Origin of the sequence: Pseudomonas sp. TH06 (genome assembly GCF_016651305.1) — a bacterium.
Classification (GTDB): domain Bacteria; phylum Pseudomonadota; class Gammaproteobacteria; order Pseudomonadales; family Pseudomonadaceae; genus Aquipseudomonas.
In genome coordinates this window covers 3,931,567-3,951,159 of the sequence record NZ_JAEKEC010000001.1, presented here as the reverse complement: position 1 = coordinate 3,951,159, position 19,593 = coordinate 3,931,567, and the positions used below count along the sequence as shown (strand labels likewise).

The window sequence follows — 19,593 nt, the reverse complement described above, 5'->3', positions numbered from 1 at the left end:
AAACGGGCGCCGTCGCTACTTGCAGTAATGTGCAAGTAAGACAACTTCCCAACTGCCAACCCGTTAAACAGTTACAAAACCACTCCAAACGATATTAATTATCATTTAGCCACAACTATGTTCGTTACATTTCCTACAAAACATAATTCACGTAAACCCGGCTAATGCCCGCTACGCATGGGCTGCAGGGCATCGGAGGTGCGCTATGTCCTTATTCCAATAAATAATTTCGCTATAGGAATTTTACTTGCAGGGTGTTTAGCCATAAAATCAGCGCGATTGATTGCTGCGACATATCGTCACTGCCTTATTTCTTTATCAAGCTCAGAGACCTTTGCTCTCTGTTAAGGATTACCAGCATGCCCGAAGCGACAGGACTCATGGCCCACAACTGGGGCTTTGCCATTTTCCTTCTGGGTGTAGTCGGCCTGTGTGCCTTCATGCTCGGCGTCTCCAGCCTCCTCGGGTCAAAAGCCTGGGGCCGCAGCAAAAACGAACCGTTCGAGTCGGGCATGCTACCTACCGGTGGCGCCCGCTTGCGGCTCTCAGCCAAATTCTATCTGGTCGCGATGCTCTTCGTGATCTTCGATATCGAAGCCCTCTTTCTCTTTGCATGGTCTGTGTCCGTCCGCGAAAGCGGCTGGACCGGATTCGTCGAAGCTCTCGTTTTCATAGCAATTCTGTTGGCAGGTCTTGTCTACCTGTTCCGAGTGGGCGCCCTTGACTGGGCTCCGGAAGCTCGTCGCAAGCGGCAGGCGAAGCTGAAACAATGAGGCTTTGGCAATGCAATACAATCTCACCAGAATCGACCCCGATGCTCCTAACGAGCAGTATCCGATTGGCGAACGGGAAACCGTTTCCGATCCGTTAGAAGATCAAGTTCACAAAAACATTTTCATGGGCAAGCTGGAAGACGTGCTGAACGGTGCGGTCAACTGGGGACGTAAAAACTCCCTGTGGCCGTACAACTTCGGCTTGTCGTGCTGCTACGTGGAAATGACCACTGCCTTCACGGCGCCCCACGACATCGCGCGCTTCGGCGCCGAAGTTATCCGGGCATCACCGCGTCAGGCCGACTTCATGGTTATCGCCGGTACCTGCTTCATCAAGATGGCGCCGATCATTCAGCGTCTCTACGAGCAAATGCTCGAGCCGAAATGGGTTATCTCCATGGGTTCGTGCGCCAACTCCGGTGGCATGTACGACATCTACTCCGTGGTGCAAGGGGTGGACAAGTTCCTGCCGGTGGACGTCTACGTACCTGGCTGCCCGCCCCGTCCGGAAGCATTTCTGCAAGGCTTGATGCTGTTGCAGGAATCGATTGGACAGGAGCGTCGTCCGCTTTCCTGGGTCGTTGGTGATCAAGGCGTTTATCGCGCCGACATGCCTTCGCAGAAGGAACAGCGCCGCGAACAGCGAATCGCAGTCACCAACCTGCGCAGCCCTGACGAAGTCTGATCCAGATCTGTTCTTACAAAGAAACGAGAAGCTGGCTTCATTCTTTACGTTGACCGAAAGCGAAAAAATAACCATGACTACAGGCAGCGCTCTGTACATCCCGCCTTACAAGGCAGACGACCAGGATGTGGTCGTTGAATTGAACAACCGTTTTGGCCCTGAGGCGTTCACCGCTCAGTCGACCCGTACTGGCATGCCGGTACTGTGGGTCGCTCGCGCCAAGCTCGTTGAAGTCCTGACTTTCCTGCGCAACCTGCCCAAGCCGTACGTCATGCTCTATGACCTGCACGGCGTGGACGAGCGTCTGCGCACCAAGCGTCAAGGGCTGCCATCGGACGCCGAGTTCACCGTGTTCTATCACCTCATGTCGCTTGAGCGTAATAGTGACGTGATGATCAAGGTTGCCTTGTCCGAGAGCGACCTGAGCTTGCCGACCGTCACCGGTATCTGGCCGAACGCCAACTGGTACGAGCGTGAAGTCTGGGACATGTTCGGTATCGACTTCAAAGGCCACCCGCACCTGTCGCGCATCATGATGCCGCCGACTTGGGAAGGTCACCCGCTGCGCAAGGACTTCCCGGCGCGCGCCACCGAATTCGATCCATACAGCCTCAACCTCGCCAAACAACAGCTCGAGGAAGAAGCCGCGCGCTTCCGTCCTGAAGACTGGGGCATGAAGCGTTCCGGGACCAACGAGGACTACATGTTCCTCAACCTCGGCCCGAACCACCCTTCGGCGCACGGTGCGTTCCGTATCATTCTGCAACTGGACGGCGAAGAGATCGTCGACTGCGTCCCGGACATCGGTTACCACCACCGTGGCGCCGAGAAGATGGCCGAGCGTCAGTCGTGGCACAGCTTCATCCCGTACACCGACCGTATCGACTACCTCGGCGGCGTGATGAACAACCTGCCGTACGTGCTCTCGGTCGAGAAGCTGGCCGGCATCAAGGTGCCCGAGAAGGTCGACGTCATCCGCATCATGATGGCCGAGTTCTTCCGGATCACCAGCCACCTGCTGTTCCTGGGTACCTACATCCAGGACGTCGGCGCCATGACCCCGGTGTTCTTCACCTTCACCGACCGCCAGAAGGCGTACACAGTGATCGAAGCCATCACCGGTTTCCGTCTGCACCCGGCCTGGTACCGCATCGGCGGCGTCGCTCACGACCTGCCACGCGGCTGGGAAAAACTGGTGAAAGACTTCGTTGAATGGCTGCCAAAACGCCTCGACGAATACACCAAGGCTGCCCTGCAGAACAGCATCCTCAAGGGTCGTACCATCGGCGTCGCCCAGTACAACACCAAAGAAGCTCTGGAATGGGGCGTCACCGGTGCTGGCCTGCGTTCGACCGGTTGCGACTTCGACCTGCGTAAAGCGCGTCCGTACTCCGGCTACGAGAACTTCGAGTTCGAAGTACCGCTGGCCGCCAACGGTGATGCCTATGATCGCTGCATGGTCCGCGTCGAAGAGATGCGCCAGAGCATCAAGATCATCGACCAGTGCATGCGCAACATGCCGGAAGGCCCGTACAAGGCGGATCACCCGCTGACCACGCCGCCGCCGAAAGAGCGCACGCTGCAGCACATCGAAACCTTGATCACGCACTTCCTGCAAGTTTCGTGGGGCCCGGTCATGCCGGCCAACGAATCCTTCCAGATGATCGAAGCGACCAAGGGCATCAACAGTTATTACCTGACGAGCGACGGCGGCACCATGAGCTACCGTACCCGGATCCGTACTCCAAGCTTCCCGCATCTGCAACAGATCCCTTCGGTGATCAAAGGCAGCATGGTCGCGGACTTGATTGCGTACCTGGGTAGTATCGACTTCGTTATGGCCGACGTGGACCGCTAAGCATGAACAGCACGCTTATCCAGACAGACCGTTTCACCTTGAGTGAAACCGAGCGCTCGGCCATCGAGCACGAGCTGCATCACTACGAAGACCCGCGCGCGGCGTCGATCGAAGCCCTGAAGATCGTTCAGAAAGAACGCGGCTGGGTGCCGGATGGCGCCTTGTACGCAATCGGCGAGATCCTCGGCATTCCGGCCAGCGACGTTGAAGGTGTGGCGACGTTCTATAGCCAGATTTTCCGTCAGCCAGTCGGCCGTCACATTATTCGCGTCTGCGACAGCATGGTCTGCTACATCGGCGGCCACGAGTCGGTGGTCAGCGAAATCCAGAACAATCTGGGCATCGGCCTGGGTCAGACCACCACCGACGGTCGTTTCACCCTGCTGCCTGTCTGCTGCCTCGGCAACTGCGACAAGGCGCCGGCGCTGATGATCGACGACGACACCTTTGGCGACGTGCAACCTGCCGGCGTGGCCAAACTGCTCGAGGGCTACGTATGACCCTGACATCTTTCGGTCCTGCCAACCGCATCCAGCGTTCGGCCGAGACTCACCCGCTGACCTGGCGTCTGCGTGACGACGGCGAAGCCGTGTGGCTCGACGAGTACCAGGCCAAGAACGGTTACGCCGCTGCACGCAAGGCCTTCGCCGACATGGATCAGGACGCCATCGTCCAGACCGTGAAAGACGCCGGCCTCAAAGGTCGCGGCGGTGCAGGCTTCCCCACTGGCGTCAAGTGGGGCCTGATGCCCAAGGACGAATCCATCAACATCCGCTACCTGCTGTGCAACGCGGATGAAATGGAGCCGAACACCTGGAAAGACCGCATGCTGATGGAGCAACTGCCCCATCTGCTGATCGAAGGCATGCTGATCAGTGCCCGCGCACTGAAAACCTACCGTGGCTACATCTTCCTGCGTGGCGAATACACCACCGCCGCCAAGCACCTCAACCGTGCCGTGGAAGAAGCCAAGGCAGCGGGCCTGCTGGGTAAAAACATTCTGGGCAGCGGCTTCGATTTCGAGCTGTTCGTCCACACCGGCGCCGGGCGTTACATCTGCGGTGAAGAAACCGCACTGATCAACTCCCTCGAAGGCCGCCGCGCCAACCCGCGCTCCAAGCCGCCCTTCCCTGCCGCCGTGGGCGTGTGGGGCAAGCCGACGTGCGTGAACAACGTTGAGACCCTGTGCAACGTGCCGGCGATCATTGCCGACGGCGTTGACTGGTACAAATCGTTGGCTCGCGAAGGCAGCGAAGACATGGGCACCAAGCTCATGGGCTTCTCCGGCAAAGTGAAAAACCCGGGCCTGTGGGAACTGCCGTTCGGCGTCACCGGCCGCGAGTTGTTCGAAGACTACGCCGGCGGCATGCGCGACGGCTTCAAGCTCAAGGCCTGGCAGCCAGGTGGTGCCGGTACCGGTTTCCTCCTGCCTGAACACCTCGACGCACAAATGTACGCCGGCGGCATCGCCAAAGTGGGCACCCGCATGGGTACCGGCCTGGCCATGGCGGTGGATGACAGCGTCAACATGGTGTCGCTGCTGCGCAACATGGAGCAGTTCTTCGCTCGCGAGTCCTGCGGCTTCTGCACCCCGTGCCGTGATGGTTTGCCATGGAGCGTCAAGCTCTTGATGGCCATCGAAGAAGGCCATGGTCAGCCAGGTGACATCGAGACCCTGCTGGGTCTGGTCAACTTCCTCGGCCCGGGCAAGACCTTCTGTGCTCACGCACCGGGTGCCGTGGAGCCGTTGGGCAGTGCCATCAAATACTTCCGTCCAGAGTTCGAAGCCGGTATTGCGCCTGTAAGCGCCGTCCCGCCTCTGGCAAGGCCGATCGTAGTCGGCGCGTAAACGCTTAAAAAGGCGAAGGGCCTGGGCCCTCCGCCTCCTGCGATGACGCCTTTCGAGGCTGGTTTGATTCGCACGGATAACAAGATTCCATTAGCCACGCCCGCTGACACCGGGCCAACGAAGACCTTTGAACCATGGCCACTATCCACGTAGACGGCAAAGCGCTCGAAGTCGACGGGGCAGACAACCTGTTACAGGCATGTCTGTCGCTGGGCCTCGACATTCCATATTTCTGCTGGCACCCCGCGCTTGGTAGCGTCGGGGCTTGCCGCCAGTGCGCGGTCAAGCAGTACACCGACGAGAACGACACCCGTGGTCGCATCGTAATGTCGTGCATGACGCCTGCCACCGACAACACCTGGATCTCCATCGAAGATGAAGAATCCAAGGCGTTCCGCGCCAGTGTTGTTGAATGGCTGATGACCAACCACCCGCACGACTGCCCTGTGTGCGAAGAAGGCGGTCACTGCCACCTGCAAGACATGACCGTGATGACCGGCCACAATGAGCGCCGTTATCGCTTCACCAAACGCACCCACCAGAACCAGCAACTGGGCCCGTTCATTTCCCACGAAATGAACCGCTGCATCGCTTGCTACCGCTGCGTGCGTTTCTACAAGGATTACGCTGGCGGCACCGACCTCGGTGTGTTCGGCGCCCACGACAACGTGTACTTCGGTCGCGTTGAAGACGGCACCCTCGAAAGCGAGTTCTCCGGCAACCTCACCGAGGTCTGCCCGACCGGTGTGTTCACCGACAAGACTCACTCCGAGCGCTACAACCGCAAGTGGGACATGCAGTTCTCGCCGAGCATCTGCCATGGCTGCTCCAGCGGTTGCAACATCTCCCCGGGCGAGCGTTACGGTGAACTGCGTCGCATCGAAAACCGTTTCAACGGTTCGGTGAACCAGTACTTCCTGTGCGACCGTGGCCGTTTCGGTTATGGCTACGTCAACCGCACCGACCGTCCACGTCAGCCGCTGCTGGCCGACGGCACCAAGCTGGGCCTCGACGCCGCACTGGATAAAGCCGCTGACCTGCTGCGCGGGCGCAACATCGTCGGTATCGGTTCGCCGCGTGCCAGCCTCGAAAGCAACTACGCGTTGCGTGAACTGGTTGGCGCCGAGCACTTCTACTCCGGTATCGAAGCCTCCGAACTGGAGCGCATCCGTCTGGTCCTGCAAGTGCTGAAAGACAGCCCGCTGCCTGTGCCGAACATGCGCGACATCGAAGACCACGACGCGATTTTCGTCCTCGGTGAAGACCTGACCCAGACCGCCGCCCGTATGGCGCTGGCCCTGCGTCAGTCGGTCAAGGGCAAGGCCGAAGACATGGCCGAAGCCATGCGCGTTCAGCCTTGGCTCGACGCGGCGGTGAAGAACATCGGTCAGCACGCGCTGAACCCGCTGTTCATCGCCAGCCTGGCGGAAACCAAGCTCGACGACATCGCTGAAGAATGCGTTCACGCCGCTCCTGATGATCTGGCGCGCATCGGTTTCGCCGTTGCTCACGCGCTGGACGCCAGCGCTCCGGCCGTTGAAGGTCTGGACGCTGAAGCGCTGGAACTGGCCAAGCGCATTGCCGATGCCCTGCTCGCTGCCAAACGTCCGCTGATCATCGCCGGTACTTCACTGGGCTCCAAAGCCTTGATCGAAGCCGCTGCGAACATTGCCAAAGCCCTGAAGCTGCGCGAGAAGAACGGTTCGATCAGCCTGATCGTGCCGGAAGCCAACAGCCTCGGTCTGGCCATGCTCGGTGGCGAATCGGTGGATGCTGCGCTGCAAGCAGTCATCGACGGCAAGGCCGACGCCATCGTCGTGCTGGAAAACGATCTGTACACCCGCACTTCGAAAGCCAAGGTCGATGCGGCACTGAACGCTGCGAAAGTAGTGATCGTTGCCGACCATCAGAAGACCGCTACCAGCGACCGCGCCCACCTGGTTCTGCCAGCGGCAAGCTTCGCCGAAGGCGACGGTACTCTGGTCAGCCAGGAAGGTCGCGCCCAGCGCTTCTTCCAGGTTTTCGATCCGCAATACCTCGACGCAAGCATTCTGGTTCACGAAGGCTGGCGCTGGCTGCACGCCCTGCGCGCTACCCTGCTGAACCAGCCGATCGACTGGACTCAACTCGACCACGTGACCGCTGCCGTTGCTTCGAGCACCGATCAGTTGGCGCGTATCGTCGACGCTGCACCGTCCGCCGCGTTCCGCATCAAGGGTCTGAAGCTGGCGCGTGAGCCGCTGCGTTATTCCGGTCGCACCGCGATGCGCGCCGACATCAGCGTTCACGAACCACGTACTCCGCAAGACAAAGACACCGCGTTCGCCTTCTCCATGGAAGGTTACTCGGGTTCGGTTGAACCGCGTCAGCAGGTTCCTTTCGCCTGGTCGCCGGGCTGGAACTCGCCACAAGCGTGGAACAAGTTCCAGGACGAAGTCGGTGGTCACCTGCGTGCTGGCGATCCGGGCACCCGCCTGATCGAAAGCACTGGCGATTCGCTGAACTGGTTCGCTGCCGCTCCGCGTGCCTTCAACCCGGCGCCGGGCACTTGGCAAGCCGTGCCGTTCTACCACCTGTTCGGCAGCGACGAAAACTCGTCGAAAGCCGCGCCGGTGCAGGAACGCATTCCGGCTGCTTACGTGTCGCTGGCCAAGTCCGAAGCGGATCGTCTGGGCGTCAACGACGGTGCCCTGCTGAGCCTGAACGTCGCCGGTCAGACCCTGCGTCTGCCGCTGCGCATCAATGAAGAACTGGGCGCAGGTCTGGTGGCATTGCCTGCGGGCATCGCCGGCATTCCACCGGCATTCGCCGGCGTATCCGTCGACGGTCTGCAGGAGGCAGCGCAATGACCTGGTTCACCCCTGAAGTGATCGATGTGATCCTGACGGTCATCAAAGCCATCGTGATTCTGCTGGCCGTTGTGGTCGCGGGCGCGTTGCTCAGCTTTGTCGAACGTCGCCTGCTGGGCTGGTGGCAGGACCGTTACGGTCCGAACCGCGTTGGCCCGTTCGGTATGTTCCAGATCGCCGCCGACATGCTGAAGATGTTCTTCAAGGAAGACTGGACCCCGCCGTTTGCCGACAAGGTGATCTTCACTTTGGCACCGGTGGTGGCCATGTCCGCCTTGCTGATCGCGTTTGCGATCATCCCGATCACCCCGAGCTGGGGCGTCGCGGATCTGAACATCGGCCTGCTGTTCTTCTTCGCCATGGCCGGTCTGTCGGTCTACGCGGTGCTGTTCGCCGGCTGGTCGAGTAACAACAAGTTCGCCCTGCTCGGCGCATTGCGTGCTTCGGCGCAGACCGTGTCCTACGAAGTGTTCATGGGCCTCGCGCTGATGGGCATCGTGGTCCAGGTCGGCTCGTTCAACATGCGCGACATCGTCGAGTACCAGGCACAGAACCTGTGGTTCATCATTCCGCAGTTCTTCGGCTTCTGTACCTTCTTCATCGCTGGCGTCGCCGTGACTCACCGTCACCCGTTCGACCAGCCGGAAGCGGAACAGGAACTGGCAGACGGTTACCACATTGAATACGCCGGTATGAAATGGGGCATGTTCTTCGTTGGTGAATACATCGGCATCATCTTGATCTCGGCACTGCTGGTCACCCTGTTCTTCGGTGGCTGGCATGGTCCGTTCGGCATCTTGCCGCAACTGTCCTTCCTCTGGTTCGCACTGAAGACCGCGTTCTTCATCATGCTGTTCATCCTGCTGCGCGCTTCTATCCCGCGTCCGCGTTATGACCAGGTGATGGATTTCAGCTGGAAATTCTGCCTGCCACTGACCCTGATCAATTTGCTGGTGACCGCTGCGGTCGTGTTGTGGAACACGCCTGCAGTCGCGGTTCAGTGAGGATTTGACCCATGTTCAAATATATTGGCGACATCGTTAAGGGTACTGGTACCCAGTTGCGCAGCCTGGTCATGGTCTTCGGCCATGGCTTTCGCAAGCGCGACACCCTGCAATATCCGGAAGAGCCGGTCTACCTGCCGCCACGCTACCGTGGCCGTATCGTCCTGACCCGCGACCCCGATGGCGAAGAGCGTTGCGTAGCCTGCAACCTGTGCGCCGTGGCTTGCCCGGTCGGTTGCATCTCGCTGCAGAAAGCTGAAACCGAAGACGGTCGCTGGTACCCGGACTTCTTCCGTATCAACTTCTCGCGCTGCATTTTCTGCGGTCTCTGCGAGGAAGCCTGTCCGACCACCGCAATCCAGTTGACTCCGGATTTCGAGATGGCCGAGTTCAAACGTCAGGACCTGGTGTACGAGAAAGAAGATCTGTTGATCTCCGGCCCCGGCAAAAACCCTGATTACAACTTCTATCGTGTTGCAGGTATGGCAATCGCTGGCAAGCCGAAAGGCGCTGCGCAGAACGAAGCCGAACCGATCAACGTGAAGAGCTTGCTGCCTTAAGGAAGAACGATGGAATTCGCTTTCTATTTCGCATCGGGTATCGCGGTTGTGTCCACGCTTCGCGTGGTCACCAACACCAACCCTGTGCACGCCCTGCTCTACCTGATCATCTCGTTGATCGCCGTGGCCATGACCTTCTTCGCACTCGGCGCACCGTTCGCCGGCGTGCTGGAAGTGATCGCCTACGCCGGCGCCATCATGGTGCTGTTCGTGTTCGTGGTGATGATGCTGAACCTCGGCCCGGCCTCGGTTCAGCAAGAACGCAACTGGCTCAAGCCCGGCATCTGGGCCGGGCCGGTGATTCTCGCAGCCTTGCTGCTGGCCGAACTGCTGTATGTGCTGTTCGCTCACCAGAGCGGTCAGGCCATCGGCCACACCACCGTAGACGCGAAAGCCGTGGGCATCAGCCTGTTCGGCCCGTACCTGCTGGTGGTCGAACTCGCCTCGATGCTGCTGCTCGCCGCAGCCGTCACGGCGTTCCATTTGGGCCGTAACGAGGCGAAGGAGTAAGACATGCCTGCTATCCCTCTCGAACATGGTCTGGCCGTTGCCGGCATCCTGTTCTGCCTTGGTCTGGTCGGCCTGATGGTCCGCCGCAACATTTTGTTCGTGTTGATGAGCCTGGAAGTGATGATGAACGCCTCTGCACTGGCCTTCATTGTTGCTGGCGCCCGTTGGGGCCAGCCGGATGGACAGATCATGTTCATCCTGGTGATCAGCTTGGCAGCCGCCGAGGCCAGTATTGGTCTGGCGATCCTGCTGCAACTGTATCGCCGCTTCCACACGCTCGATATCGACGCTGCCAGTGAGATGCGCGGATGAACCTGATCTTTCTGACTTTCGTATTCCCTCTGATCGGTTTCCTGCTGCTGTCGTTCTCCCGTGGACGCTGGTCGGAAAACCTCTCGGCGCTGATCGGCGTGGGTTCCATTGGCTTGTCGGCGATTGTCGCTGCCTACGTCATCTGGCAATTCAACGTCGCGCCACCCGAAGGCGGTCACTACACCCTGGTGCTGTGGAAGTGGATGGCGGTCGAAGGCTTCAAGCCTGACTTCGCCCTTTACGTCGACGGCCTGTCGATCACCATGCTCGGCGTGGTGGTGGGCGTAGGTTTCCTGATCCACCTGTTTGCGTCCTGGTACATGCGCGGTGAAGCGGGCTACTCGCGCTTCTTCTCGTACACCAACCTGTTTATCGCCAGCATGCTGTTCCTGGTGCTCGGCGATAACCTGTTGTTCCTGTACTTCGGCTGGGAAGGCGTGGGCCTGTGCTCGTACCTGTTGATCGGTTTCTACTACAGCAACCGCAACAACGGTAACGCCGCACTCAAGGCCTTCATCGTGACCCGGATCGGCGACGTGTTCATGGCCATCGGCCTGTTCATCCTGTTCCAGCAAGTGGGCACGTTGAACATCCAGGAACTGCTGGTGCTGGCACCGCAGAAATTCCAGGTTGGCGATTTCTGGATCACCCTGGCAACCCTGATGCTGCTGGGTGGCGCGGTCGGTAAATCGGCACAACTGCCGCTGCAAACCTGGCTCGCGGACGCGATGGCCGGCCCGACCCCGGTGTCGGCACTGATCCACGCCGCAACCATGGTGACCGCCGGTGTCTACCTGATCGCCCGTACCCACGGTCTGTTCACCCTGGCGCCGGAAATTCTGCACCTGGTCGGCATCGTTGGTGGTGTGACGCTGGTTCTCGCAGGCTTCGCCGCACTGGTACAAACCGACATCAAACGTATCCTCGCCTACTCGACCATGAGCCAGATCGGCTACATGTTCCTGGCGCTGGGCGTTGGTGCATGGGATGGGGCGATTTTCCACCTGATGACCCACGCCTTCTTCAAGGCCCTGCTGTTCCTTGCTTCCGGTGCGGTGATCGTTGCCTGCCACCACGAGCAGAACATCTTCAAGATGGGCGGTCTGTGGAAAAAGCTGCCACTGGCCTACGCCAGCTTCATCGTCGGCGGCGCTGCACTGTCTGCCCTGCCACTGGTCACCGCAGGCTTCTACTCCAAGGACGAAATCCTTTGGGAAGCGTTCGCCAGCGGCAACCACGGTCTGCTCTACGCAGGTCTGGTCGGCGCGTTCATGACTTCGCTGTACACCTTCCGCCTGATCTTCATCACGTTCCACGGTGAAGCCAAGACCGAAGCCCACGCCGGTCACGGCATCGCTCACTGGCTGCCATTGTCGGTGCTGATCGTGCTGTCGACCTTCGTCGGCGCCATGATCGTGCCACCGCTGCACGGCGTCCTGCCGGAAAGCGTTGGCCATGCCGGTGGCGAAGCCAAGCACAGTCTGGAAATCGCCTCGGGCGCCATCGCCTTGGCCGGTATCCTGCTGGCGGCCCTGCTGTTCCTCGGCAAGCGTCGCTTCGTGACAGCAATCGCCAACAGCGGCATCGGCCGTTTCCTCTCGGCCTGGTGGTTCGCTGCCTGGGGCTTCGACTGGATCTACGACAAACTGTTCGTCAAGCCGTACCTTGCGATCAGCCACATGCTGCGCAAAGACCCGCTCGACCAGACCATCGGTCTGATCCCGCGTATGGCCAAGGGTGGTCACACAGCCCTGAGCCGCACCGAGACCGGTCAACTGCGTTGGTACGCTGCTTCGATGGCTGCTGGTGCCGTGCTGGTTATTGGCGCCATCGTGCTGGTAGCGGTCTGATATGAACCTTGCGAATTTGCGAAAGGAAACGAGCCCGTCATGATTCTGCCTTGGCTAATCCTGATCCCCTTCATCGGCGGCCTGCTGTGCTGGATGGGTGAGCGCTTCGGCGCTACCCTCCCCCGCTGGATTGCGCTGTTGACCATGACCCTGGAACTCGCCCTCGGCCTCTGGCTGTGGGCCCACGGTGACTATTCATTTGCTCCGGCGCCTGGCGCCGATCCGACCTGGGCGCTTGAGTTCAAGCATGTCTGGATCCAGCGCTTCGGCATCAACGTGCACCTGGCCCTCGACGGCCTGTCGCTGTTGATGATCCTGCTGACCGGTCTGCTGGGTATCCTCTCGGTACTCTGCTCGTGGAAAGAGATTCAACGTCACGTTGGCTTCTTCCACCTGAACCTGATGTGGATCCTGGGCGGCGTTGTCGGCGTGTTCCTCGCCCTCGACCTGTTCATGTTCTTCTTCTTCTGGGAAATGATGCTGGTGCCGATGTACTTCCTCATCGCGCTCTGGGGTCACAGTTCTTCGGACGGCAAGAAAACCCGGATCTACGCAGCGACCAAGTTCTTCATCTTCACGCAGGCTTCCGGCCTGATCATGTTGGTGGCGATCCTCGGTCTGGTACTGGTCAACTTCAACAACACTGGCGTGATTACCTTCAACTACGCCGACCTGTTGAAAACCAAGATGTCGATGACCACCGAGTACATTCTGATGCTCGGCTTCTTCATCGCCTTCGCGGTCAAGCTGCCAGTCGTACCGTTTCACTCGTGGTTGCCTGATGCGCACGCCCAGGCGCCGACCGCAGGTTCCGTCGACCTCGCCGGTATCTTGCTGAAAACCGCTGCTTACGGTCTGCTGCGTTTCGCTCTGCCGCTGTTCCCGAACGCCTCGGCCGAGTTCGCGCCGATCGCCATGACCCTCGGTCTGATCGGGATCTTCTACGGTGCGTTCCTCGCTTTCGCGCAAACCGACATCAAGCGTCTGATCGCCTTCTCTTCCGTTTCCCACATGGGTTTCGTGTTGATCGGCATCTACTCCGGCAGCCAACTGGCCCTGCAAGGTGCGGTGATCCAGATGCTCGCGCACGGCGTGTCGGCGGCGGCACTGTTTATCCTCAGCGGTCAGTTGTACGAGCGTCTGCATACTCGTGACATGCGTGAGATGGGCGGTTTGTGGTCGCGTATCGCTTACCTGCCGGCGATCAGCCTGTTCTTCGCAGCCGCTTCGTTGGGTCTGCCGGGTACCGGTAACTTCGTCGGCGAGTTCCTGATCCTGATCGGCACTTTCGCCAGCGCTCCATGGATCACTGCGATTGCCACGTCCGGTCTGGTGTTCGGTTCGGTCTACTCGCTGATCATGATCCACCGCGCCTACTTCGGTCCGTCGAAATCGGATTCGATCCTGCACGGTATGGACGCTCGCGAACTGATCATGGTGCTGGGCCTTGCGGTACTGCTGGTTTACCTCGGCGTTTACCCGCAACCGTTCCTCGACACTTCTGCCGCCACGATGCATGGCGTTCAGCAGTGGCTCGGCACCGCCTTCACTCAACTCGCTTCGGCCCGGTAAGAGCGCTATGGAATTCACGATTCAACACTTTATTGCGCTTGCGCCACTGTTGATCACCAGCCTCACCATTATCGTGGTGATGCTGGCAATCGCCTGGCGCCGCAACCACTCGCAGACCTTTCTGATCTCGGTCGCCGGTCTGAACCTGGCCTTGCTGTCGATCCTGCCAGCCCTGAAAGTCGCGCCTCTGGCCGTGACGCCATTGCTGCAGATCGACACCTTCGCCTGCCTGTACATGGCGCTGATCCTGGTCGCCACTCTCGCTTGCGTCACCCTCGCCCACGCCTATCTGGGCGATGGCGGTTCGGGTTACCCGGGCAACCGTGAAGAACTCTACCTGCTGATCCTGATGGCCGCCGCCGGTGGTCTGGTTCTGGTCAGCGCGCAGCACCTGGCCGGTTTGTTCATCGGTCTGGAACTGCTCTCGGTACCGGTTTACGGTCTGGTGGCTTACGCCTTCTTCAACAAGCGCTCGCTGGAAGCCGGCATCAAATACATGGTGCTGTCGGCCGCCGGTTCCGCGTTCCTGCTGTTCGGTATGGCGCTGCTGTACGCAGACGCCGGTTCGCTGAGCTTCACCGGTATCGGTCAGGCCCTGGCGGCTACCGGTCTGCCAAGCCCGCTGGCCCAACTGGGCCTGGGCATGATGCTGATCGGTCTGGCGTTCAAGCTGTCGCTGGTACCGTTCCACCTGTGGACGCCGGACGTCTACGAAGGTGCTCCGGCACCGGTGGCTGCGTTCCTCGCGACCGCTTCCAAGGTTGCGGTGTTTGCGGTGATGGTGCGTCTGTTCCAGATCTCGCCTGCCGCAAGCAGTGGCGTACTGAGCGACGTGCTGACCGTCATCGCTATCGCTTCGATCCTGTTCGGTAACCTGCTGGCCCTGACCCAGAGCAACCTCAAGCGTCTGCTCGGTTACTCGTCCATCGCGCACTTCGGCTACCTGCTGATCGCACTGGTGGCGAGCAAGGGTCTGGCAGTGGAAGCCATCGGCGTCTACCTGGTTACTTATGTGATCACCAGCCTCGGCGCGTTCGGCGTGATCACCCTGATGTCCTCGCCGTACAACGGCCGTGACGCCGACGCACTGTACGAGTACCGCGGCCTGTTCTGGCGCCGTCCGTACCTGACCGCCGTTCTGACCGTGATGATGCTGTCGCTGGCCGGTATCCCGCTGACTGCTGGCTTCATCGGCAAGTTCTACATCATCGCTACCGGTGTCGAGTCGCATCAATGGTGGCTGGTCGGTTCGCTGGTTCTGGGCAGCGCCATCGGCGTCTTCTACTACCTGCGCGTGATGGTCACCCTGTACCTGATCGAGCCAAACCTGCGTCGCCACGACGCCCAGCTGCACTGGGAACAGAAGGCAGGCGGCGTGATGCTGCTGGCAATCGCCCTGGTCGCGTTCTTCCTGGGTGTGTACCCGCAGCCATTGCTGACACTGGTTCAGCAGGCGGGTCTGGCGGGCTGATTGCTCGACGGGCTACAAACAGAAACGGCACCTTTGGGTGCCGTTTTTGTTTTTGCGGGATCTTTTACTGATGCCCTGCCCTTCCTGCTGAACGCCCAGAAAGCTCCCGCTCAATTATCGGTTTCGTCCTACAGTCCGCATCCGGCTGTTGGAGCTATTGTGTATGTGTGGGGCAAAGCGAAAACTCGAAGGCACATTGAAAGTACTTGCCGACCAACAGGGCACAAGGAAACCATATTGAACACTGACAACATCCACACCACATATGAAAAAATGTATGCATACGAAGAAGAGATAAAAAACAGCATCTCGATAAAAACTCAAATAATTTTCACTGCGATATTTGCGCTAGCTTCCGCAACCATCTACCTAGCTCGTTTTTTGGATTTCACCTTCAACCCCGAAATTGCATATATCATTTCCTTTCTCGTAAGTTTAACCCTGACAATTTCAACCATCTCAACATACTTCAACTTCAGAGCCTTTAGCGGATCTGAATTCAACAGAATGCCATACGCAGAAAAAATAAAAGAATATTACGACAGCCAAACAGAATACAACATTGAACTTGGCAAATATAACTCACAGGTATCGCAGCACGAACAAATACCTTTGATCGATCCTGACAAAGAAACTGCAAGCTTCATTTCAAACACCTACATCAGTTGCTCCACACACAATGCTTTAGTCAATGAAGAGCGATCACGGTGGGTTTTCAAATCCATTTCAACTTTTCTGATGGCCTGCATTCCTCTCGCTATCGGTAGCTTGCTGTTTGTCCTTTTTGACATGGATACCTCCTCGCCCAGGAAGAATTTTGCAATAAAAGATACGTACGTGGGCGATCAGATATTCGACTTGAGAAAGCAGTTGCTGAATGATTCAAAAGCCGAAGACGTAGCAGATTTGAAAAAAAGGACTATAATCCTTGAAAATATACTTCTTGATAAAGGGGCAGAAGAATTGAGCGAATCCAGTAAGCCAACATCAAGTGAAAAAAAACCTTTGCCCCAAGCTCCTGTGAAACCGACTGCTCCATCTTCTAGAAGAACGTACGACGATGTTAACGGCGGCGCCAATAGGGACCAGAAATGAAAGCTACTAATGATCGGCCTAAGCCACAAAATTCGACAAGACCTACACCACCAGAAAAACCTTCTGCACCGGTTGTACGCCGTATCGTTAACGAAAAAGTTATCAATAGAAAAGAGATAGCTTTAGATAACAGATGACAACGCAACTAAAGTACTCTTGCCCTCGCAGAACTTTATAAAAAGGCGGCACCCTCAGGTGCCGCCTTCGCGTTTGTAGGGTTCAATATCAGCAGACTGCGCCAGCGCGTCCAGATGATCGCTCGCTACGCTTTCTTGGTCTTCACACTCTCACCTTTTTAAGAATTTTCCTGCAAAGTATCGAGCAATGGCTGACATTCGGCAGAAGGTGATTGCGGTTAAATTTGAGGATCACCTATCAAGTGGAGATCCACGAACCATGAAGCGGGATGTTTATTCAGAATTGATGGATGGCCTTGATGCGTTAAACGAAGAGCGCCAAGGAAAAATCACCTTGGAGAAGACCCGTGTAAAACGGATCGGCACCATGAAGGGCAAATTTACGCGTCCCGACGAAATTGATTCCTCTCTATCACACAGCTTGCTGGATACCTTCGAAAGGTAAAAAGGCACATCCGCTCACATTTGATCTATCAGAATCATCCGGACCACTGTGGGAGCGAGCCTGCTCCGGGCAGCGTTCCGAAGAAGGCGGCAGCACATCCACCATCTTGAATGCCTGAAACTCCGCTTTCGCGAGCAGGCTCGCTCCCACAGTTTTGTGTGGCGCTCACTCAATCCATCTACCACATGACGAAATTGTAATTCCCCCATCACCTTGGCGTTATCCGCAGCTTGCAACGATGTGACCCGGCGACCAATGCCGGCGGGCCTTCTCCGCCGAACAATAAAACCACGCCGAAGCACGTTCCCGTTCTGCCGAACCCAAGGAGTGTTTGATGGTTAACAATACAAAAATGTCGATGGCCGCTTTAGCAGTGGTGGTCGGCTCCGGGCCGTCCATGGTGTTTGCAGAAGACAAGCCTGAGGGCTTTGTCGAAGGCAGCAGCCTGACGGTGCTCAACCGCAATTTCTACTTCAATCGCGATCACCGCAACGGCCAGTCCAGCCCCACCGGCAGCGGTTATTCCGAAGCCTGGGCACATGCGGTGATCAGCAAGTTCGAATCCGGATTCACCCAAGGCACCGTCGGGGTCGGTGTTGATGCGTTTGCCATGATCGGTTTGAAGCTTGATACCGGTGATGGGCGCAATGGCGGGCGCAGTTCGTTCGATGTGTTGCCGGTGAACAGTGACGGCGAGGCGCGAGACGAATACACCAAAGTCGGTGGCGCGGCCAAGGTGCGGGCGTTCGATACGGTGATCAAGGTTGGTGATGTGTTCCCGGCCAATCCGGTGGTCGCAGCGGGTGATTCGCGATTGCTGCCGGAGAGTTTCCGCGGTGTTACCGCGACCAACACCAGCCTCGAAGGCCTGTCGGTTCAGGGCGGTCGATTGCACGCGATGAGCCAGCCAGTGTCGAGCGACATGCGCGAGAACTTCGCAACCTTCTATGCCGGCCCGGTCAATTCGCCGTGGATCGCTTACGGCGGCGGCGACTATGTACTGAACAAGCACCTCAGTTTCAGCCTCTATTCCAGCCGTCTCAAGGATGCCTGGAATCAGTATTACGCCGGCACCGCGTGGACCTATCCACTGTCGGACGACCTGTCGCTGTTCGGTGGCCTGAACTATTACAAGGCTGTCGATGAGGGCAAACAACTGCTCGGCGAGTTCGACAACAACATCTGGAGCGGCCGCGCCGGCGTGAGGTTCGGCGCCCACTCCGTCGCCCTCTCCCATCAGCGCAACAACGGCAATGACGACTTCGATTACCTGCGTCAGTCCGACTCGATCTTCCTCGACAACTCCATCCAGTACAGCGACTTCAACTCGCCGAAAGAACGTTCGTGGATGGTGCGGTATGACCTCGACATGACGACTTACGGCGTGCCCGGTCTGTCGTTCATGACCCGCTACGCGCGCGGCACCGACGCCGATTACTCCAACGCCAACGCCGTGTACATGCGCCGCGATGCCGAAGGGAATCCGCTGACCGATCAGAAGCGTTGGGAACGCAATATCGAAGTCAAATACGTGGTGCAGAGTGGTTCGATGAAAGACCTGTCACTGCGCTTGCGCCAAGCCACCACTCGCGCCACCGCGTTCGAATCCGACCTGGATGAAGTGCGGGTGATTGTCGAATACCCGCTGGCGATTCTCTGACTGCCAGGTTGATCCAAATTCACCTTTAGAAGCTCCTTGCTCCTTTGGTAAGAGGTGAATCTTTTGGCGCCCTTCGGGGCGCCTTTTTTATGTCCGGACTTCAACGCAACACCAAAACCTGTGGGAGCGAGCCTGCTCGCGAAGACGTCGGCACAGCCAACACCATCGTAGGTTGACTCACCACTTTCGCGAGCAGGCTCGCTCCCACACGATTATGCGGTGGGCTCGACGTTATCCAGCGCCCTGTTCACCGCCAGTTCGCCGAGCATCACAACCTGGGCGATGCCCAGAATTGTCTTGCGATGCGTGCCTTCCAGCAGCGCGGCGAAGTCGCCGAGCATGACGGAGGCCGAGGCCAGGGACTCGCAGGCGTTGGCCAGCAGGGATTCGGTGTCGGCTTTGGGATTGGCCAGGAACATCTGGTTGGGGGTGTAGGGCGCGGACATGATGGCGGCCGACGGTTTGAGGTAAAAATCCAGGGCGCGGTCGGCGGCTTTGTGGAGTTTTCGAATGTCGGCGGAGACGTAGGGGGATGTTGTATTGGCGTCCGCTGGAACGGTTGTTTCAGGCGGATTGGGTGTTGGCTTTTTCATAAAATTTTCACTCAGCTTGACGGTGGAGCTGACCCATTCGGTTCCACGCGAAGGGGTGGCAGCTGTACGCAGGTTGGAACCCGGGCAACTGAGCAAAACCCGACAGACTCGAAGTCTCCCGCGCACAGCCGCCATAACGGAGTGCACACCATCAAGGTGCGCAAGCATACGTCATGAAAGATGCTTTTGCTTTCAGTTGAACAGCGGGGTTCCAATCCCGATCGCTGATTTGGCAGCGACATCCACACACTAGAGAGCCGACGTCCGACGGACAACCTGAAAACATTGTGGGAAGGTTCTGCAATTGACCTACACAATTAAACATCCCGAATTTAAATACACATCGTGATATCGAAATCCCTCCCGGTAG

The 19,593-nt window shown here is 58.3% G+C and carries 18 protein-coding genes; 17 read left to right on the top strand and 1 reads right to left on the bottom strand.

Translation table 11 applies throughout. The features are described 5' to 3' along the window. Positions 1 to 359 precede the first annotated feature (359 nt). From JFT86_RS17720 to JFT86_RS17640, 17 genes are all read left to right on the top strand, one after another. Complete coding sequence (locus tag JFT86_RS17720; RefSeq protein ID WP_003223812.1) at positions 360 to 773, top strand: NADH-quinone oxidoreductase subunit A; 414 nt, start codon at positions 360 to 362, stop codon at positions 771 to 773. Positions 774 to 783: 10 nt separating this feature from the next. Beyond that, positions 784 to 1,458 (top strand): NADH-quinone oxidoreductase subunit B, encoded by a 675-nt coding sequence (locus tag JFT86_RS17715; RefSeq protein WP_103306792.1) that lies wholly within the window; start codon positions 784 to 786, stop codon positions 1,456 to 1,458. A 73-nt stretch (positions 1,459 to 1,531) separates the two neighbouring features. After that, complete coding sequence (gene nuoC / locus JFT86_RS17710; protein ID WP_201237671.1) at positions 1,532 to 3,316, top strand: NADH-quinone oxidoreductase subunit C/D; 1,785 nt, start codon at positions 1,532 to 1,534, stop codon at positions 3,314 to 3,316. A 2-nt stretch (positions 3,317 to 3,318) separates the two neighbouring features. Further along, positions 3,319 to 3,816: an NADH-quinone oxidoreductase subunit NuoE gene (gene nuoE / locus JFT86_RS17705; RefSeq protein WP_007920186.1), complete on the top strand. Its 498-nt coding sequence runs from the start codon at positions 3,319 to 3,321 to the stop codon at positions 3,814 to 3,816. Next, complete coding sequence (gene nuoF / locus JFT86_RS17700) at positions 3,813 to 5,165, top strand: NADH-quinone oxidoreductase subunit NuoF (RefSeq protein ID WP_201237670.1); 1,353 nt, start codon at positions 3,813 to 3,815, stop codon at positions 5,163 to 5,165. The genes nuoE and nuoF overlap by 4 nt, the downstream gene beginning before the upstream one ends. Before the next feature lie 134 nt (positions 5,166 to 5,299). Further along, positions 5,300 to 8,014 (top strand): NADH-quinone oxidoreductase subunit NuoG, encoded by a 2,715-nt coding sequence (gene nuoG / locus JFT86_RS17695; protein WP_201237669.1) that lies wholly within the window; start codon positions 5,300 to 5,302, stop codon positions 8,012 to 8,014. Next, the gene (nuoH, locus tag JFT86_RS17690; RefSeq protein WP_201237668.1) at positions 8,011 to 9,018 is read left to right on the top strand and encodes an NADH-quinone oxidoreductase subunit NuoH; all 1,008 of its coding nucleotides are present in this window, start codon (positions 8,011 to 8,013) and stop codon (positions 9,016 to 9,018) included. Before nuoG ends, nuoH begins: the two co-directional genes overlap by 4 nt. An 11-nt stretch (positions 9,019 to 9,029) precedes the next feature. Further along, positions 9,030 to 9,578 carry an NADH-quinone oxidoreductase subunit NuoI gene (gene nuoI, locus JFT86_RS17685; protein WP_075120557.1) on the top strand — a complete coding sequence of 183 codons (549 nt, stop codon included), beginning with the start codon at positions 9,030 to 9,032 and terminating at the stop codon, positions 9,576 to 9,578. 9 nt (positions 9,579 to 9,587) lie between these two features. Then, positions 9,588 to 10,088, top strand: coding sequence for an NADH-quinone oxidoreductase subunit J (gene nuoJ, locus JFT86_RS17680; RefSeq protein ID WP_201237667.1), 501 nt, complete (start codon positions 9,588 to 9,590; stop codon positions 10,086 to 10,088). A 3-nt stretch (positions 10,089 to 10,091) separates the two neighbouring features. Further along, positions 10,092 to 10,400 carry an NADH-quinone oxidoreductase subunit NuoK gene (gene nuoK, locus JFT86_RS17675; RefSeq protein WP_003223790.1) on the top strand — a complete coding sequence of 103 codons (309 nt, stop codon included), beginning with the start codon at positions 10,092 to 10,094 and terminating at the stop codon, positions 10,398 to 10,400. Then, the gene (gene nuoL / locus JFT86_RS17670; protein ID WP_201237666.1) at positions 10,397 to 12,250 is read left to right on the top strand and encodes an NADH-quinone oxidoreductase subunit L; all 1,854 of its coding nucleotides are present in this window, start codon (positions 10,397 to 10,399) and stop codon (positions 12,248 to 12,250) included. Before nuoK ends, nuoL begins: the two co-directional genes overlap by 4 nt. A 39-nt stretch (positions 12,251 to 12,289) precedes the next feature. Next, positions 12,290 to 13,822, top strand: coding sequence for an NADH-quinone oxidoreductase subunit M (gene nuoM, locus JFT86_RS17665; RefSeq protein ID WP_034155127.1), 1,533 nt, complete (start codon positions 12,290 to 12,292; stop codon positions 13,820 to 13,822). Positions 13,823 to 13,829: 7 nt separating this feature from the next. After that, on the top strand, positions 13,830 to 15,293 hold the full coding sequence (gene nuoN / locus JFT86_RS17660) for an NADH-quinone oxidoreductase subunit NuoN (protein ID WP_201226377.1): 1,464 nt from the start codon (positions 13,830 to 13,832) through the stop codon (positions 15,291 to 15,293). Then, a complete protein-coding gene (locus tag JFT86_RS17655) occupies positions 15,294 to 16,388 on the top strand; it encodes a hypothetical protein (protein ID WP_201237665.1) in 1,095 nt (364 codons plus the stop codon). Further along, positions 16,385 to 16,525 carry a hypothetical protein gene (locus JFT86_RS17650; RefSeq protein WP_201232955.1) on the top strand — a complete coding sequence of 47 codons (141 nt, stop codon included), beginning with the start codon at positions 16,385 to 16,387 and terminating at the stop codon, positions 16,523 to 16,525. The genes JFT86_RS17655 and JFT86_RS17650 overlap by 4 nt, the downstream gene beginning before the upstream one ends. A gap of 187 nt (positions 16,526 to 16,712) precedes the next feature. Further along, positions 16,713 to 16,970 (top strand): hypothetical protein, encoded by a 258-nt coding sequence (locus JFT86_RS17645; protein ID WP_242489281.1) that lies wholly within the window; start codon positions 16,713 to 16,715, stop codon positions 16,968 to 16,970. Between the two features lie 334 nt (positions 16,971 to 17,304). Next, a complete protein-coding gene (locus JFT86_RS17640; RefSeq protein WP_201237664.1) occupies positions 17,305 to 18,630 on the top strand; it encodes an OprD family porin in 1,326 nt (441 codons plus the stop codon). Positions 18,631 to 18,842: 212 nt separating this feature from the next. On the opposite strand, the gene JFT86_RS17635 is transcribed toward JFT86_RS17640, so the two are convergent. Then, positions 18,843 to 19,223: a DUF6124 family protein gene (locus JFT86_RS17635; RefSeq protein ID WP_201232957.1), complete on the bottom strand. Its 381-nt coding sequence runs from the start codon at positions 19,221 to 19,223 to the stop codon at positions 18,843 to 18,845. Positions 19,224 to 19,593: the final 370 nt, after the last annotated feature.

Coding starts and splice junctions, on each gene's coding strand:
- nuoK (WP_003223790.1), top strand. CDS start 10,092: ATGCCTGCTATCCCTCTCGAACATGGTCTGGCCGTTGCCGGCATCCTG.
- nuoE (WP_007920186.1), top strand. CDS start 3,319: ATGAACAGCACGCTTATCCAGACAGACCGTTTCACCTTGAGTGAAACC.
- nuoJ (WP_201237667.1), top strand. CDS start 9,588: ATGGAATTCGCTTTCTATTTCGCATCGGGTATCGCGGTTGTGTCCACG.
- JFT86_RS17640 (WP_201237664.1), top strand. CDS start 17,305: ATGGTTAACAATACAAAAATGTCGATGGCCGCTTTAGCAGTGGTGGTC.
- nuoI (WP_075120557.1), top strand. CDS start 9,030: ATGTTCAAATATATTGGCGACATCGTTAAGGGTACTGGTACCCAGTTG.
- nuoM (WP_034155127.1), top strand. CDS start 12,290: ATGATTCTGCCTTGGCTAATCCTGATCCCCTTCATCGGCGGCCTGCTG.
- nuoG (WP_201237669.1), top strand. CDS start 5,300: ATGGCCACTATCCACGTAGACGGCAAAGCGCTCGAAGTCGACGGGGCA.
- nuoL (WP_201237666.1), top strand. CDS start 10,397: ATGAACCTGATCTTTCTGACTTTCGTATTCCCTCTGATCGGTTTCCTG.
- nuoF (WP_201237670.1), top strand. CDS start 3,813: ATGACCCTGACATCTTTCGGTCCTGCCAACCGCATCCAGCGTTCGGCC.
- JFT86_RS17650 (WP_201232955.1), top strand. CDS start 16,385: ATGAAAGCTACTAATGATCGGCCTAAGCCACAAAATTCGACAAGACCT.
- JFT86_RS17720 (WP_003223812.1), top strand. CDS start 360: ATGCCCGAAGCGACAGGACTCATGGCCCACAACTGGGGCTTTGCCATT.
- nuoH (WP_201237668.1), top strand. CDS start 8,011: ATGACCTGGTTCACCCCTGAAGTGATCGATGTGATCCTGACGGTCATC.
- JFT86_RS17645 (WP_242489281.1), top strand. CDS start 16,713: ATGGCTGACATTCGGCAGAAGGTGATTGCGGTTAAATTTGAGGATCAC.
- nuoC (WP_201237671.1), top strand. CDS start 1,532: ATGACTACAGGCAGCGCTCTGTACATCCCGCCTTACAAGGCAGACGAC.
- JFT86_RS17635 (WP_201232957.1), bottom strand. CDS start 19,223: ATGAAAAAGCCAACACCCAATCCGCCTGAAACAACCGTTCCAGCGGAC.
- JFT86_RS17715 (WP_103306792.1), top strand. CDS start 784: ATGCAATACAATCTCACCAGAATCGACCCCGATGCTCCTAACGAGCAG.
- nuoN (WP_201226377.1), top strand. CDS start 13,830: ATGGAATTCACGATTCAACACTTTATTGCGCTTGCGCCACTGTTGATC.